The sequence below is a fragment of the Tenacibaculum sp. DPLXC6 genome (assembly GCF_056815515.1).
In genome coordinates this window covers 3,088,064-3,104,785 of record NZ_CP141806.1, presented here as the reverse complement: position 1 = coordinate 3,104,785, position 16,722 = coordinate 3,088,064, and the positions used below count along the sequence as shown (strand labels likewise).

The window sequence follows — 16,722 nt, the reverse complement described above, 5'->3', positions numbered from 1 at the left end:
GAGCAATCATGAAAAAAAACATAAAAAACACTGATAAAGGTTCTAAAGACATTACTCGTAAAGAAGCCATAAAAAAAATAGGGAGTTATGGTAAATATGCAGCTTTAACAGCATTAGGAACTTATATGATCTTAAATCCACAAAAAGCACAGGCACAGAGCCCTGAAGATCCAGGACTAGATTTTTAATATCAAAAAATTATTTCACTCTAAAACCTCGAGAATATCTCGAGGTTTTATTACTTTTATAAGTACATGACTAGTAAACAAATAGAGAATAAGCGAGTTATTTGGTTTCAAGACAATAATCAATATCTTGTTGTAGACCCCTTGATAGCAGAAACACTATCTCTTTTAGATAAAAAGATTGATAAACAAGAAATTATTAATCAAGTAATAAAGCAAGTTAACATACCTTACCAACAAGCAGTAGAACTTGTTACTGATATTGAATCTTTACTTATTTCTTCAGAAAATAAAAACGATAAAAAGCTAATACCTGTAACTAAGCCTAAGACTTTTGAAGTTGTAAAATACTATAGCATAAATAGTTTATATTTTAAAGTAAGCTATGCATCTAATACTGAAGCCTTTTTAATACACCCAAAATTTGCTCATTTAGAAATTCAGGAAACAGTCAAAACACACCATCATTTTGAAGTGTATAATGATTCTAAATCTATTTCTTTTTCTGTTGACGATAGCCTTATTGGTACATGGAGTTTAAAAGAAGTGCATTACTTTCAAGGAAAATTCTCAATGGAACTAGTGCAAAAAATACATCAAAAAAATGAAAATGAATGGATAGGAGTTTTTCATGCTTCCGCAGTTAGTAAGAACAATAATTCTATTTTATTTTTAGGTGATTCTGGAAATGGAAAGAGTACTTCATTAGCATTATTACAAGCCAATGGCTTTACTTGTTTAGCCGATGATTTTGTACCTGTTGATAATTCTTTAAATGTACATAGCTTTCCTTCTGCTATATCTATTAAAAAAAATAGTTTAGAAACGCTACTTCCAATTTATCCTGAATTAAAAACATCTGCTGAATATCATTTTAAAAAGCTAAATAAAATTGTTCGCTACTTACCTACAAATAACCATGATTACTCGCTAAAAACTCCTTGCAAAGCTCTAATTTTTATTAAATATCAAAAAGATAGTGACTTAATCATTAATAAAATTTCAAACATTACAGCTTTTGAACAATTGGTTCCTGATTCTTGGTTATCTCCATTACCTCAAAATGCTGAACTCTTTTTAGATTGGTTTGAAAAATTACCTTGCTACCAACTAACCTATTCTAATAATGAAAAAATGACTGAAACTGTAAAAAAAATATTTGCGGATGAATTATAAAGAAACATTATTATTTATTAGTAAGTGTTTAACTATAACCCATGAAGTAAAGAATCGAAATTTAGTTGAACAAAAAATAAAATCCGGTTTAGTCGATTGGGAAGCTGTAGTTAAAGTAAGTACAACCCACTATGTTTTCCCCGCATTATATTGCAACTTAAAACGTGTAAATTTTTTGCAATTCCTACCTACAGATTTAGTCGAGTATATGAAACATATTACTGACTTAAACAGAGAGCGTAATCAACAAATTATTGCAGAAGCCAAAGAAATTAACGAATTGCTACTCTCAAATAATATTATCCCTATTTTTTTAAAAGGAACAGGTAATTTATTAGAAGGCCTATATGAAGATATCGCTGAACGTATGGTAGGTGATATTGATTTTTTAGTCAATCCAGAAAAGTTTAAGCTTACTATTAATATTCTCAAAGAAAATGGGTATAAAGAGAAGACTTCTGATTATTTAGATAATACAGTTTTAAATAGGCATTACCCAAAAATAACCAAAAAAGAAAAAATTGCTGCCGTTGAAGTACATTATAAAATGATTACAAATGAAAAAGGATTCGACTATAATTTTGTTGAAAATAGCCTAAAAAAACTGACGAATAACATTAATATCCTTTCGTATGAAAATCAAGTTCTTTTAACTTGTTTTAACAAGCAAATTAACGAGAAAGCTCAATGGACTAAAACAATCTCTCTAAGAAACTCTTATGATCTTTATATGTTATCTAAAAGAGCTTCGATTAAGACAGTTTTAAACAAGTTTTATCATTCTGAATCTGACTATTTAAAAAACTTTCTTGCTATTACTAATTATATTTTTGGCTCTCCTGAATCACTCGAATATATAAAAACACATAAGACTGAAAGCTACATCAAAAAAGTACTTTTTTTCATTAACAACCCAAAAGAAAGTGCTGATAACAAAAAAAAATGGGACCTATATTTTTTATATAAACACCGCTTTTTTGTTATTTTAAAATCTTTTTATTTAAAAAAGTATAGAAAATATTTATTTGATAGATTTTTTAATCAACCAAAGCCTTAACCTCATCAAAATCTAACCCTCCGTAGTTACCAGAACTCATTAATAACAAAGCTGTATTTTCAAGGTTCTCATTGAATAAAAACTCTTTAAACTTTTCTGGATTTATGTAAATAATCAAATCGTTACGTCCAAACGCTTTAGATATTTGTTCTTCTGAAACTTCTTCCAACTGTTTAATTTTCACAGCGTGTGGAGAATAAAAAACTACTGCTTTATCTGCCTTATCTAAAGCACCTTTGTATTCTGATAAAAACTCAGCATTTAAGCTCGAATAAGTATGTAGCTCTAAACATGCTAATAAAGTTCTATTTGAATATTGATCTTTAACCGCAGCAGTAGTTGCTTCAACTTTAGATGGTGAATGTGCAAAATCTTTAAACACAACTGTTGAAGAGTTTTCAGCAATCTTTTCTAAACGCTTACTAGCGCCTTTAAAACTAGCTATTGCCTCATAAAACTCATCTTCATCAACTCCCATATGCTGACAAATCCATTTTGCCCCTGCAAGATTTTGTAAATTATGATTCCCGAAAATTTCTAATGGTAAATCACCTTCTTCTGTTTCCAAATAAGTAATTCCATTATCAATAAAACAATCAGGAGTATTATAAGGGTATTTTTTTATTGGGTGATTTGAACTTTCAACAACCTCTTTTAACACCTCGTCTTCCTCATTATACACCATAATTCCACCATTCGTCAAAGAATCAGTAAAAATTGAAAATTGTTCTACATAATTTTCAAACGTTGGAAACACATTGATATGATCCCAGGCAATTCCACTTAACAACGCTATATTCGGTTTGTACAGGTGAAACTTCGGACGCATATCTATAGGAGAACTCAAGTACTCATCTCCCTCCAAAACAATGAACTCATTTTCTTCGGTTAAATGCACCATAGTATCAAAACCTTCTAACTGTGCACCTACCATATAATCTACTTCTCTATCATGATAATTTAACACATGTAAAATCATAGAAGTTATCGTTGTTTTTCCATGAGAACCACCTATAACCACACGTGTTTTATCTTTAGATTGTTCATACAAAAACTCTGGATACGAATAAATTTTCACTCCAAGTTCTTGCGCCTTTAACAGCTCAGGATTATCTTTTTTTGCATGCATTCCTAAAATTACAGCATCTAAATCGGTAGTTATTTTTTCTGGAAACCATCCAAACACATCTGGCAACAAACCTTTATTTGCCAAACGAGTTTTTGACGGATCATGAATCGTATCGTCACTACCCGTAATTTGGTATCCTTTTTGTTGTAATGCGATTGCTAGGTTATGCATTGCGCTACCGCCGATAGCTATAAAGTGAATTTTCATAGTACTGTTATCTGTGATATAAGCGTCAAAAATACAAAACCAAGTGAGAATTTTAAGTATCTTTAAATCGAAACTCTTTAAATAGCTATGTTCACTCACTCAAATAGTACCTTTACAAACTTCAACTTGTAAAAAACCACTATTTTTTAGTGCTTTGTTCATATATGTATACTCACGACTAGTATCAAAAAAATATAAAAATTTAGATAGATGAAAAGAATAACCCCCGTTTTACTAATGATTTTATTTTCAACATTAGTACACGCCCAAGAAAACTATAACAACCTGTGGGAAAAAGTTCACAAGTTTGAGTCAGAAAACCTGCCTAAATCTGCTTTAAAAATAGTAAACACTATTTACGATAAGGCTGAAAAAAGCAACAATGCTCCTCAAATTATAAAATCATTGTTTTATAAAAGTAAATACGCTCTAACTTTAGAAGAAAACGCACAATTAAAGATTATTGATGAATTCAAACAACAAATTAATAAAAGTAATTTTCCAACAAAAAATGTGCTAGAAAATGTATTAGCTAACTTATACTGGCAATATTTTAATCAGAACAGATGGAAGTTTTACAATCGTACTCAAACTCAACAAAAAGTTGATGAAAATGATTTTAGAACATGGGATTTAAATACGCTATTTGCAGAAATTCATTGCCACTATCAAAACTCTTTAGAAAATGAATCTGAACTACAAAAAACAGCTATTCATACTTTTAAAGATATTATTCAAACAGAAAAGGATTCAAAAAAATACCGTCCTACCCTATTTGATTTTTTAGCTCATAATGCCTTAGGGTTTTATAAAACCACAGAAACTAATATTACAAAACCTACTTATCAATTTAAAATTGATGACGCTTTATACCTGAGTAGAGCTAACAAATTTTCTGGATTAAACCTTACCACGAAAGATAATTTATCACTACAGTTTAATGCATTGAAAATTTATCAAAAATTAATAAACTTTCATTTAAAAAACGACAACCTCAATGCCTTTGCTGATGTAGATATTCAACGATTACAGTTTGTTAAGCAGCATATAACTTTAAATAACAAACAAGAGTTATTGTTACAAACACTTAAAACATCAGTTAGTAATTATAAAAACAATGAAATTTCTGGATTATATAACTATGAAATAGCCAGAGTTTATAATCAACAAGCTGAATCTTATAAAGCTGAAAAAAATGAAGAGTTTCGTTTTAAAAACAGAGAGGCACTTGCTATTTGTAAAAAGGTTATTGAACAATTTCCTAAAAGCTTAGCTGCTGAAAAATCTGAGCATCTACAACAACAAATCAAAACTACATCGCTAAGTATTCTTTCTGAAAAGTTTGTTCCTATTCAATCTCACTCTAGGTTACTAATTACTTATAAGAATATTGATAAACTATACTTCTCTGCTTATAAAATTGACCAAAAACAATTAGAAGAGTTTCAAAAGATTTATAAGGAAGAAGAATGCTTTAACTTTATAAAAAAACTTACAAAAGCTACTTCATGGAACAGTAATTTACGAAATGAAAAAGATTACTTATTACACACAACTGAAGTAGTTCTTCCTAAATTAACTCAAGGAAATTATTTAATTGTAACACATCAAAATACTACTTTAAATTCTAAAGATTTATATGCTACTGCTCATTTACAAGCAACCAATTTAGTTTTAGTTGAAAATAGCAATAATGGTATAAAAACTTATCAAGTTGTTGATAGAAACAATGGAAAACCAATTAAAAATGCTGAGTTATTGTTACAAAACAAACAGCGTAGGTATGGAAAATCAATTCACAAAAAACTAACAACTGATAAAAACGGTTTTGCTTCTTTTAAAAGTGATGATAGTTATGGTAATGTGTATGTTACAGTTACATACAAAAACGATACTGCTATTTTTGGTAACTACTACCTAAATAAATATCAAAAACAAGTCTCTCCAACTGCAAATGATAGTTATACCTCTATAAAGCCCTTTATTTTTACAGATAGGAGCATTTATCGACCAGGACAAACTGTATACTTTAAAACTATTTTTATTAAAGAAACGGAAGACAAATCAACTCCATTCACCAATGAGTTTGTTCAAATAACATTAAATAATGTCAATGGAGAAGCAGTAAAAAAACTAGATCTAAAACTAAATGAATACGGATCGGCTTCAGGAGAAATTATATTACCTAGTACAGGGTTAACAGGCGAATATTGGTTTTCTATTGATAAGAGTGAAAAGCAAAAAAGTATCTTTTATGACACTATAGATTTTGATTTTGAACATGAAGACTACATTACTCGTATTTCAGTTGAGGAATATAAGCGTCCTAAGTTTGAAACAGAATTTAAACCTGTAACAAAAACCTATAAGTTACATGATAGCATTACAGTAAACGGGTTTGCAAAAGCTTTTACAGGATCAACTATCACAGATGCTAAAGTAGTATATCGCGTACATCGTAAAGTACAATATCCTATTTGGTGGTACTGGCGTAAACCTCAGTTTACTTCAGAAGCACAAGAAATTACACACGGTGAATTAACAACTGATGCACAAGGTAACTTTTCAATTACATTTAAGGCTTTACCTGATGAAAGTGTAAACAAAGAAAACTTACCTGTTTTTGAATATGAAATTACTGCAGATGTAACCGATATTAATGGAGAAACTCGCTCTGCAACCTCTATTGTAAAAGTTGGGTATCATGCATTACTTGCTACTATACAAGTTCCTTCTACAATACATAAATCAGACAAGGAAACAACAATTGAAATTTCAAGCAAAAACTTAAATAGTGAGTTTGTTCCTGCAGAAGGAAGTTTAAAAGTTTATAAACTTCAGGCACCTAAAAATCCGTTACGTAAAAGACCATGGGATACTCCAGATTATCAAGACATTTCAGAAAGTGAGTTTAGAAACCTATTTCCTCATGATGCTTACACTTCGGAAGAGCAAAGTCCTCTAAATTGGAAAAAAGGGAAACTAGTATTTGAGCAAGCTTTCAACACACAAAACTCGAAAGAAGTTACGCTTACCAACTATAAAAAATGGATTTCAGGAAAGTATATTCTTATTCTAGACACCAAAGATGAGTTTGGACAAAAAGTTACCGACAAAGCTCTTTTTACAGTAATTGATAACAAAGAAAAAAGTGTAACTGATAACCAATTATTCACGTACAACACAAACAAAACAACATACAAACCAAATGATATAGTAGCATTACAAATTGGTTCTGCCTCAAAAGATGCAACGGTTATAGTTCAAACAGAAAAAAACCACGCTATTGTAGAAACCAAACTTATTCATTTAAACAACAAACTTAAAACAATTGAAGTTCCTGTTACAAAACAAGATGTTGGTGGGTTTGTTATCAAATATTACTTTGTGAATTACAATAGTTTCGTAAGTGGAATGATTCCTATTTCTGTTCCAAATGAACAAGATAGCATTACTATAGAAACTAATACGTTTAGAGATAAATTACAACCTGGAACCCAAGAAACATGGAGTTTTACTATTAAAAATGATAAAAAAAACAAAGTCGCTGCAGAGGTGTTAGCGAGTATGTACGATGCTTCTTTAGATGAATTTAAGCCTCATAATTGGGAGTTTTCACCTATCTCAACTTCAACATATTACTCACAAAGCGGTTACGCTAACGCTTATCAAAGTTTTGGTAATGAACGTTTCAGAATTTTTAATAATAACTACCCTTCATCTTTTAAAACTCAACGATACGACCAATTAAACTGGTTTGGTTTTTACTTCGGAATGAATAGAAATATTCGTTTAAGAGGCTTAGCTATGAGTTCTAAAATGCAACCTTCACCTGAAAGAGAGATTGTTGAAGAAAAAGCTCTTTTAGATACTCAAGAAAACTTACTAGATGAAATGGTTGTGACCGCTCTAGGTGTAAAAGAGGAAAAGGGAAATAAAGTCTCTTTAGATGGAGTACAAATTCGTAAAAATCTACAAGAAACTGCCTTTTTCTATCCGCATTTACAAACTGATAAAGAAGGTAATATTACGTTTAGCTTTACCACTCCAGAAGCTTTAACACGCTGGAAATTGCAGTTACTAGCACATACAAAAGAATTACAGTCAGCTACCAAGACATTAACTACTGTAACTCAAAAAGAGTTGATGGTAATTCCTAATGCTCCAAGATTTTTAAGAGAAGGAGATCAAATTACATTAAATACCAAAATAGCTAACATCTCTGATAAAAACTTACAAGGGACAGCGTTACTTATATTAACTGACGCTATTACAGGAAAAGAAATCAACTTATTAAACAATTCTACGAAAAATCAATCTTTCAGTGTTAATTCTAATGGAAACACCAGTGTATCTTGGAACTTATCAATTCCTGACACCTATCAAGCAATTCAATATAAAGTAGTTGCAAAGGCTGGAGATTTTTCTGATGGAGAACAAAATGTATTGCCTGTTTTATCTAATAGAATGTTAGTTACTGAAACACTACCTATGTGGGTTCGTTCAAATGAAACCAAAACATTTACATTAGATAAACTAAAAAAGAATACTTCAAGTACCTTGAAAAACCATAAACTAACTCTTGAAGTAACTTCTAATCCTGCATGGTATGCTGTACAGGCTTTACCATATTTAATGGAATACCCGTACGAGTGTAGTGAACAAACTTTTGCACGTTACTATGCTAACACATTAGCTAGCCATATCGCAAATTCAAATCCAAGAATACAAGAGGTATTTAATGCATGGAAATCTTCAGATGCTTTATTAAGTAACCTAGAGAAAAATCAAGAATTGAAATCATTGATTATCCAAGAAACTCCTTGGTTACGTGATGCTCAATCTGAAACCGAGCAAAAGAAGCGTATTGCTTTGTTATTTGATTTAAACAAAATGAAAAACGAGCAACAAAACGCCATTAATAAACTATTACAAATGCAATTAAACAATGGAGGATTCCCTTGGTTTAAAGGGAATGATAATCCTAATGTTTATATCACGAATCATATTGTTACTGGTTTTGGACATTTACAAAAATTAGGTATTGATAATAAAGATGATTCTTTACAGAAAATGCTTCTAGATGCTATTCACTTTTTAGATACTGAAATTGAACATACCTACAAGAAATTATTAGAAAGTGCTGAACGTATTAAAGCTGAAAAAGGTCAAAAAAAATATACTGAGTACTTAAAGAAAAACCATCTAAACTATTTCATTATTCAGTATTTATACATGCGTTCTTTTTTTACTAATATTGAAATTAACGATACGGCAAAAACCGCTTTTGAATACTATAAAAGTCAAACAGCAACTTACTGGAAAGAGTTTAGTTTATACGGAAAAGGACAAATTTCTCTGCTACAGTTTAGAAATGGTAACACATTAATCGCTGATAAAATTTTAAAATCTTTAAGAGAGAACAGTATTACTTCTGATGAATTAGGAATGTATTGGAAAGAGAATCAACCAAGTTGGTATTGGCACCAAGCACCTATTGAAACCCAATCGTTATTAATTGAAGCTTTTTCAGAAATTGAAAATAACACAGAAACGGTTGATAACTTAAAAATATGGTTACTAAAAAACAAACAAACCAATCGTTGGAAAACCACCAAAGCAACTACTGAGGCTGTATATGCTTTATTATTACAAGGTAATGATTGGATCTCGGTAACTGATATGGTGGATGTGAAAATCGGAAAGCAAACTATCAATCCTTCTAAATTAGAAGATACAAAAATTGAAGCAAGTACTGGTTATTTTAAAACTTCATGGAATGGTTCTGAAATCACTCCTAATATGAGTACTGTTAGTATTTCTAAAAAAGGAAAAGGTATTGCTTGGGGTGGATTGTATTGGCAGTATTTTGAAAATTTAGATAAAATTACTTCTGCTAAAACTCCTTTACAATTAAATAAAAAACTATTTAAAAAAGTTAATACTAATACGGGTAAGCAACTCCAAGAAGTTACAGAAAATACACAGTTAAATGTTGGAGATTTAATTACTGTTAGAATTGAACTTCATTCAGATAGAAATATGGAGTTTGTTCATATGAAAGATATGAGAGCAAGCGGAGTTGAACCGATTAATGTATTATCACAATACAAGTGGCAAGATGGTTTAGGATACTACGAAAGCACAAAAGACGCTGCAACAAATTTCTTTTTTGAACGTTTACCTAAAGGAATATATGTATTTGAATATGATGTTCGTATAAATAATGCAGGAAACTTTAGCAATGGCATTACAACAATTCAAAGTATGTATGCCCCAGAGTTTACAAGTCATTCAAAAGGAGAAAGATTACTAATTAAATAAAATAACTATCTTAGCAACACATAACATTAAATTAAAAATTATGAAAAAAATCTTTTTATTTATCGGATTTTTAACCCTTTCGTTTTTTACAGCTAATGCCCAAGAAATTTCTGACAACGCAATTGGTCTTCGTTTAGGAGATAATGATGGTTTTGGAGCTGAAATTTCTTACCAACGTAGATTAAGCGATAACAATCGTTTAGAACTTGATTTAGGTTTAAGAAATGGTAGTGGCTATGATGGATTTAAAGCTACTGCTTTATACCAATGGGTATGGCAATTAGAAAACCGCTTTAACTGGTTCGCTGGTGCTGGTGGTGGTTTAGGTCACTGGAATGCAAAGAATGTAGATGTGTCAGAAACATACGTTTTTGTTTCTGGTGTAATTGGAATCGAATATAGTTTTGATATCCCTTTAATGATTTCTTTAGATTACAGACCTGACATAGGATTCGGTGATTACTATAAAGACTTTAACTCTGACTTCGGTTTAGGTATCCGTTACCAATTCTAAAAAGACAGTAATAAAATTTATAAAAAACCTCCAAGTTAACTTGGAGGTTTTTCTTTTTATGCCCTTATAATTTAAACGTTAAATATTTTTATAAAGTAATTTTTACTTTAATTCAAAAACACCAAAACATCATTAAAACCTTAACCAATTAACATATAATCAACTTTATAAATACATTTTAATAATTTTTTACTAACAAATTTGAAATCTGGTTGCTAGTTATCATAAATAATTTCGCCGTGGATAATTCACTAAAGATTTCAAAATGAAAAAAATAATTTTAATTACTTTATGCTTTGTTAGTATTTTAGGATACTCACAAAGTAAATCTGGATTAAAAGGAAGAGTTTTAGACGAAACAAATCAACCTTTACCTGGAGCTACGATTAGCATTCCTTCTTTACAAGTTGGATTTTCTACAGACTTTAATGGAAACTACGAACTTTTAAATTTACCAATAGGGAATTATGAAGTTCAAATATCTTTCCTAGGTTATCAAACCCTAACAGAAACTATTACACTTACAAACAGTATTCAATCTAAGAACTTTTCTCTAACACCTAAAATAGACAGGTTGGATGAAGTTGTTATTAAAGGAAGTATTGGTAAAGGACAAGCCAAAGCCTTAAATCAGCAAAAAAACAAAGAGAATATAACCAATATTATTTCTGCCGATCAAGTAGGGAAGTTTCCTGATGCTAATATTGGTGATGCCTTAAAGCGTGTTCCTGGTATTTCTATGCAAAATGATCAAGGAGAAGCTAGAGATATTGTTATTCGTGGATTAGCACCTCAATTAAACTCGGTAACTTTAAATGGTGACAGAATTCCGTCTGCTGAAGGAGATAACCGTAGAGTTCAAATGGATTTAATTCCTTCTGACATGATTCAAACCATTGAGGTTAACAAAGCTGTTACACCTGATATGGAAGGAGACGCTATTGGTGGTTCTGTTAATTTAGTTACACGCTCTGCTCCTACTACTTTTAGAGCTTTCGTTGCTGGTTCTTACGGACAAAATCCTGTAAGAAATACGCCTAACTATAATGTTTCTGCATTAGTTGCCAACAGAACTTTTAAAGACAAACTAGGGTATGTAATCAATGCTTCTTATAACTCTAACGATTATGGTTCAGATAATGTTGAGTTTGAATGGGAAAAAGAAAATAGTAAAACCTACATTGGTGAACACGATATTAGACGCTACGATGTAAAAAGAAATAGAATGAGTGTTTCCGCCAACTTAGACTGGACACCTGACAATAACAATACGCTTTTCTTTAAGTCAATGTACAACCAAAGAAACGATTATGAAAATCGTTATAGAGTACGTTTTAGAAAAATAGATGAACCTGATGCTACTGGATTATCAAAAGCTGAAGTACGTCGTCAAACTAAAGGAGGTATCAACAATGATACAAACGACAACACACGTTTAGAGCGTCAAAGTACTTACAATATATCTGTAGGTGGAGAACATATTATTTTTGGGAACATTAAGTTGAACTGGAAAACAGGAACTGCCAAGGCAAAAGAAGAACGTCCAGACGAACGTTATATAAGTTTTGAGAATGATGACATTGAAGTTATGCAAGACTTCTCTCGAACAAACTTCCCAGTATTGCGACCAACAAATAACGATTTTAACGATCCTTCAACTTTTGAATATAAAGAAGTAACGCAACAGCAAGGATTTACGCAAGAGCGTAAAATCAGTTCTAATTTTGATGTTTTAGTTCCAATTAATGCTACAGGGACTTATAAAAACTCATTAAAATTTGGATTTAAGCACAAATACAAAGAAAAAGTAAGAGACAATAGTTTTTATGAATATGATTTAGAAAATCAATTTCCAACCATGAATACCACCACTACTAAAGACTATACTATTAATGGTTATTTAGCTGGAGAGGATTATAAATCAGGGCTTTTTGTTTCAAAAGAATTTTTAGGAAGTTTAAACTTAACAGGAGGTGAACTTGTACTAGATGAATTTGTTCCTGAAAACTACAATGCAAACGAAAATATTTATGCTTTTTACGGAATGTTGCAACAAAACATTAATAATAACTTTTCTTTTATTGCTGGTGTAAGAGTTGAAAAAACAACAACTGACTATAATGGTTTTGCTATTGATGTTGAAACTGCTGAAGATTTAAGCGACGTAACTAAAACATCAGGAACTAGAAACTACACAAACTGGTTACCAAACTTACAAGCAAAATACAATATTGATAAAAATACTATTGTTAGAGCTGCTTGGACAAACACAATTGCAAGACCTAACTATTACGATTTAGTACCTTATAGAAACATTAATAGTGATGATATTGAAGCTGAGTATGGAAACCCTAATTTAGATCCTACTGAAGCGATGAACTTTGATTTAATGTTTGAACACTACTTTAGTAATGTAGGTATTATATCAGCAGGAGTTTTTTATAAAGATTTAGATCAATTTATTTACAATTCAGTTACTGAAGAACCGATTACCATTGGAGGTGTTACAGAAACCTATGATGTTACACGACCTTTCAACGGAGGTACTGCCGAAATTTATGGTTTTGAAGTTGCTTTACAACGTAAATTAAACTTCTTACCAGGTTTCTTAAGAAACTTAACAATATATGGTAACTATACCTACACTGATTCTAAAACAGATGGTATTGCTGATAGAGAAGATGGATTACCTTTAGCTGGTGCTGTTAAAAACATGTTTAACGGATCGTTGGCCTATGAAAGTTCTAAACTATCTATTAGAGCCTCACTAAACTTTGCTGATGATTATATTTTTGAATACGGAGACGATACCTTTACTGATGTATTTTATGACGAACAATTGTTTGTAGACCTAAATGCTTCTTACCGTATTACCAAAAACTTACAAATCTTTGCTGAAGCAAAAAACTTAACCAATCAAGAATTACGTTTTTACCAAGGTACAAAACACCAAACAATGCAGGCTGAGTTTTATAACTACAACTGGAATGCTGGTTTAAAATACAATTTTTAAAAATGAATAATTTATATAAAATAACACTTACTTGCCTTGTTTTAAGCGCTTGTAAAGTTGAAAAAATAGTACATCAAAACCCACAAGTTAAACCAGTAGTAGCTTTAGTTGCTAACGCTGAAACAGAACCTGTCACTTCTTTTGACGACGCCGCTGATGATCCGTGTGTGTGGATAAATCCTGTTGATGTAACAAAATCAACCATAATTGGTACAAACAAAAAAGAAGGTTTAGAGGTTTATAATTTAGACGGAAAACGTTTGTATTCTTATAAAATAGGACGTGTAAACAATGTTGATATTCGTGATGGATTCTTATTAAACGGAAAAGAAGTTTCAGTAGTTACTGCCAGTAATAGAACCTACAATACTATTTCTATATTGATTGTAAAACCAACAGGTGAATTAGAAGATGCTGCTGCACGAAAAATAACTTCTAACTTAAAAGAAGTATACGGTTTAGGGATGTACAAGAGCCCTAAAACTAACAAATTTTATGTTTTTATGGTTGGTAAAAAAGGGGGTGTTGAACAATGGGAATTGTTTGAAAACAACACTCAAATTGATGCCAAGTTAGTTCGTGAATTTTCATTAGGAAGTCAAGGAGAAGGTATTGTTGCCGACGATGTACATGCCAAAGTATATATTGGAGAAGAGAACAAAGCGCTTTGGAAGTACAATGCAGAACCTAATGCTGAAAACAACCGTGTAAAGGTTATCAGCACCAACGGTTTGAATATGAAAGATGATTTTGAAGGTGTTACCTTATACGATGCTGGAAACGGAAAAGGATATATTATTTTATCCTCACAAGGAAATAACAGTTATGCTGTTTTCGATAGAGTTAGCAATCAATTTCTAGGAAGTTTTTCTTTAAAAGATGGTGCTATTGACGGTACCTACGATACGGATGGAATTGATGTAACCTCTGTTAATTTTGGCGCAAAATACCCTAAAGGATTCTTTATCGCGCAAGATGGTGCTAATACCCAAGGTAAAGACAGTTTACATCAAAATTTTAAAATCATTGACTGGCAAAAAATTTCTAAAAGTCTACATTTAGATTAGTCAAATTAGTGTGTTTGTTGTGTAATTTGAAAAGCCTTTTGGTAAAACCAAGAGGCTTTTTTAATACTTATAAAAGTAGCTTAAAATATAGTCTTAAAAAAAGATCTTGATGTTTTGATGAAAAGACCTTGATGTTTTTGTAAAAACGTCAAGGTCTTTTTTATAAGTCTTCTTAGTGTTTTGTTTTTATAGGTTACTAAGTGCTAGAAAAGTAGCTGTTATTTTGGTATGAATTTTGTTATTTTCAAAACAATAATAACTTAAAAAATTAAAAATTATGGCTGTGAAATTCACTGTAGTAAAAAGAAGAAATCCAAGAGACCCTCAAGTACCTGAAAAGTTTTATGCAAATATTGTAGGGAATGGTAAAACCACGTTAAATGACTTAGCTAAATATGCTTCTGAAACCTCTACGGTTAGCAAGGGAGATATTCTTGCTGTGCTAGAAACAGTATTTACTAAAATAGCTAATGATGTAGCTGATGGTAAAATTGTATATGCAGGTGATTATTTTACCCTACAAGCAGGTGGTAGTAGTGAAGGTAGTGAAACTGCCGATAAGGTAACTGCTAGTAACATAAAAAGTGTACGCACTATTTTTAGACCTGGTAAACTCATTAAAAATGCTTTAAAGTTGGCTACTTTTGAAAAGAAGGCGTAAGCCGTAAAAAATCCCTATCATAAAAAATGATAGGGATTTTTTGTTTTTAATGATGAACAATTAATGTAGAATCCTTATATATTTTTATTTCAAATGAATTGTTTAGTGGAGAACCGTTCGTGTAATAACCAAATCTTTTAGATTGAATTAACTCACCCTTATTATAAACTTCTAAAAAATAGTTTCCATCACTTTCTATACTATTAAAAGTTATTTTCTTACTTACTTTTTGTCCTTGAGCTAATTTTGTTACTAAAGTTTGATTTTCTTTAGAAGAGCCTATTTTTATACTGTCTAATTCCACTATCGATTTATTAACTACAATAAGTTTTACATTATCATTGTAACAACCAACACAAAGTATAAGTACTAGTATTAAAATAGGAATTATTGTTTTTTTCATTATTTATCTTATTAAACTAATAATCTTCTAATTGGATGGTTTCACTAATTTCCCATTTATTATTATTTTTAATAAAATGAAAAACTCTTTCTCCTCCTCCTTTAACTCTATTAGTATTTGAAGAAACAAACTTAATTTTGTTAAAGACCAATACCTGATCTTCATTAACCTTGCAAGGCAATGAAAATTCATATATTATTTTTTCTTTATCCTTTTTTTCTTTTGTGGATTGATCTATTATGTTCTTATTTTCTGAGGAAATTTCTTTAGAAAAGAATTTATATACTTTACAAAAATCTAATTTTAAATGACTATTAGTGTTTTTTAACTTAAAACTATTCTCTTTTTCATAATCACTATTTATTAAATACTCAATCAAATACTTGTCAGTATCAACTTCTCTAACTTCATTGAGAATTATATCATAAAAGTATCCGTTTTCTATTTGTGAAGTTTCTTTTTTGTTTAGATTATCACAACCTGCACTATTAATTAATACAAGTACAAAAAGTATAAGTTTAATATTGCTTCCTATTATTTTATTCTTCTGCATCCAAAGTTATTTTACTCAATTTCCATTTCCCTTCTTTTTTGATTATATAACCTTCTATGTGAGCTCCTTCAAACTTATAATAGAAGGAAAATCTTACTGAATTATTACATTCTATCTCTAAAAAAGAAATTTTTAACATTTGTTTAATTAGCTCTGAATCATTTGTAAATTCTATCTTTTTTTTAGAATAGTAAACTTCTAAAGAATCATTCAGATATTTATTTTTCAAAACTTTAATACTTTTTTCTTCTTTTAAACTAGATAATAAATATCTTCCAACCTCTTTTGTATGTAAGATTGATAATAGAATTTCTTCTTTATCTTGAATAGTCAAGCAAGGCTTTTCTTTTTTTTCTTCACTTTTTCTCTCTCCTTTACATGATGTACATATGAAACAGATTAAAAAACTAGTCATAAATAATATTTTTTTCAT

12 protein-coding genes are annotated in these 16,722 nt (G+C 30.4%); 8 read left to right on the top strand and 4 right to left on the bottom strand.

The window, feature by feature from the left end:
- Nucleotides 1-8: 8 nt before the first annotated feature.
- From VCM48_RS14200 to VCM48_RS14190, 3 genes are all read left to right on the top strand, one after another.
- Entirely contained in the window at nucleotides 9-188 is a 180-nt protein-coding gene (locus VCM48_RS14200; protein WP_482270945.1) for a hypothetical protein, read from the top strand.
- A gap of 66 nt (nucleotides 189-254) precedes the next feature.
- Nucleotides 255-1,361, top strand: a complete 1,107-nt coding sequence (locus VCM48_RS14195; RefSeq protein ID WP_482270944.1) for a hypothetical protein — start codon at nucleotides 255-257, stop codon at nucleotides 1,359-1,361.
- Nucleotides 1,351-2,418 (top strand): nucleotidyltransferase domain-containing protein, encoded by a 1,068-nt coding sequence (locus VCM48_RS14190; protein WP_482270943.1) that lies wholly within the window; start codon nucleotides 1,351-1,353, stop codon nucleotides 2,416-2,418. Before VCM48_RS14195 ends, VCM48_RS14190 begins: the two co-directional genes overlap by 11 nt.
- Here the strand turns inward: VCM48_RS14190 and VCM48_RS14185 are convergent.
- The gene (locus tag VCM48_RS14185; protein ID WP_482270942.1) at nucleotides 2,399-3,754 is read right to left on the bottom strand and encodes a UDP-N-acetylmuramate--L-alanine ligase; all 1,356 of its coding nucleotides are present in this window, start codon (nucleotides 3,752-3,754) and stop codon (nucleotides 2,399-2,401) included. The two genes, VCM48_RS14190 and VCM48_RS14185, sit on opposite strands and share 20 nt — an antisense overlap.
- Nucleotides 3,755-3,964: 210 nt before the next feature.
- On the opposite strand from VCM48_RS14185, the gene VCM48_RS14180 reads away from it, so the two are divergent.
- From VCM48_RS14180 to VCM48_RS14160, 5 genes are all read left to right on the top strand, one after another.
- Complete coding sequence (locus VCM48_RS14180) at nucleotides 3,965-10,078, top strand: alpha-2-macroglobulin family protein (RefSeq protein WP_482270941.1); 6,114 nt, start codon at nucleotides 3,965-3,967, stop codon at nucleotides 10,076-10,078.
- Nucleotides 10,079-10,118: 40 nt separating this feature from the next.
- A complete protein-coding gene (locus VCM48_RS14175) occupies nucleotides 10,119-10,592 on the top strand; it encodes a hypothetical protein (RefSeq protein WP_121145882.1) in 474 nt (157 codons plus the stop codon).
- A 265-nt stretch (nucleotides 10,593-10,857) separates the two neighbouring features.
- Entirely contained in the window at nucleotides 10,858-13,605 is a 2,748-nt protein-coding gene (locus VCM48_RS14170; protein ID WP_482270940.1) for a TonB-dependent receptor, read from the top strand.
- Nucleotides 13,606-13,607: 2 nt separating this feature from the next.
- Nucleotides 13,608-14,672 (top strand): phytase, encoded by a 1,065-nt coding sequence (locus VCM48_RS14165; RefSeq protein ID WP_482270939.1) that lies wholly within the window; start codon nucleotides 13,608-13,610, stop codon nucleotides 14,670-14,672.
- A gap of 277 nt (nucleotides 14,673-14,949) precedes the next feature.
- A complete protein-coding gene (locus VCM48_RS14160) occupies nucleotides 14,950-15,333 on the top strand; it encodes an HU family DNA-binding protein (protein ID WP_415415629.1) in 384 nt (127 codons plus the stop codon).
- Between the two features lie 46 nt (nucleotides 15,334-15,379).
- Here VCM48_RS14160 and VCM48_RS14155 read toward each other — a convergent pair whose 3' ends face one another.
- From VCM48_RS14155 to VCM48_RS14145, 3 genes are read right to left on the bottom strand one after another with little or no spacing between them, the layout of a single operon-like run.
- Nucleotides 15,380-15,736, bottom strand: a complete 357-nt coding sequence (locus VCM48_RS14155; protein ID WP_482270938.1) for a hypothetical protein — start codon at nucleotides 15,734-15,736, stop codon at nucleotides 15,380-15,382.
- Between the two features lie 16 nt (nucleotides 15,737-15,752).
- A complete protein-coding gene (locus VCM48_RS14150; RefSeq protein ID WP_482270937.1) occupies nucleotides 15,753-16,289 on the bottom strand; it encodes a hypothetical protein in 537 nt (178 codons plus the stop codon).
- Nucleotides 16,276-16,722, bottom strand: a complete 447-nt coding sequence (locus VCM48_RS14145) for a hypothetical protein (RefSeq protein ID WP_482270936.1) — start codon at nucleotides 16,720-16,722, stop codon at nucleotides 16,276-16,278. The genes VCM48_RS14150 and VCM48_RS14145 overlap by 14 nt, the downstream gene beginning before the upstream one ends.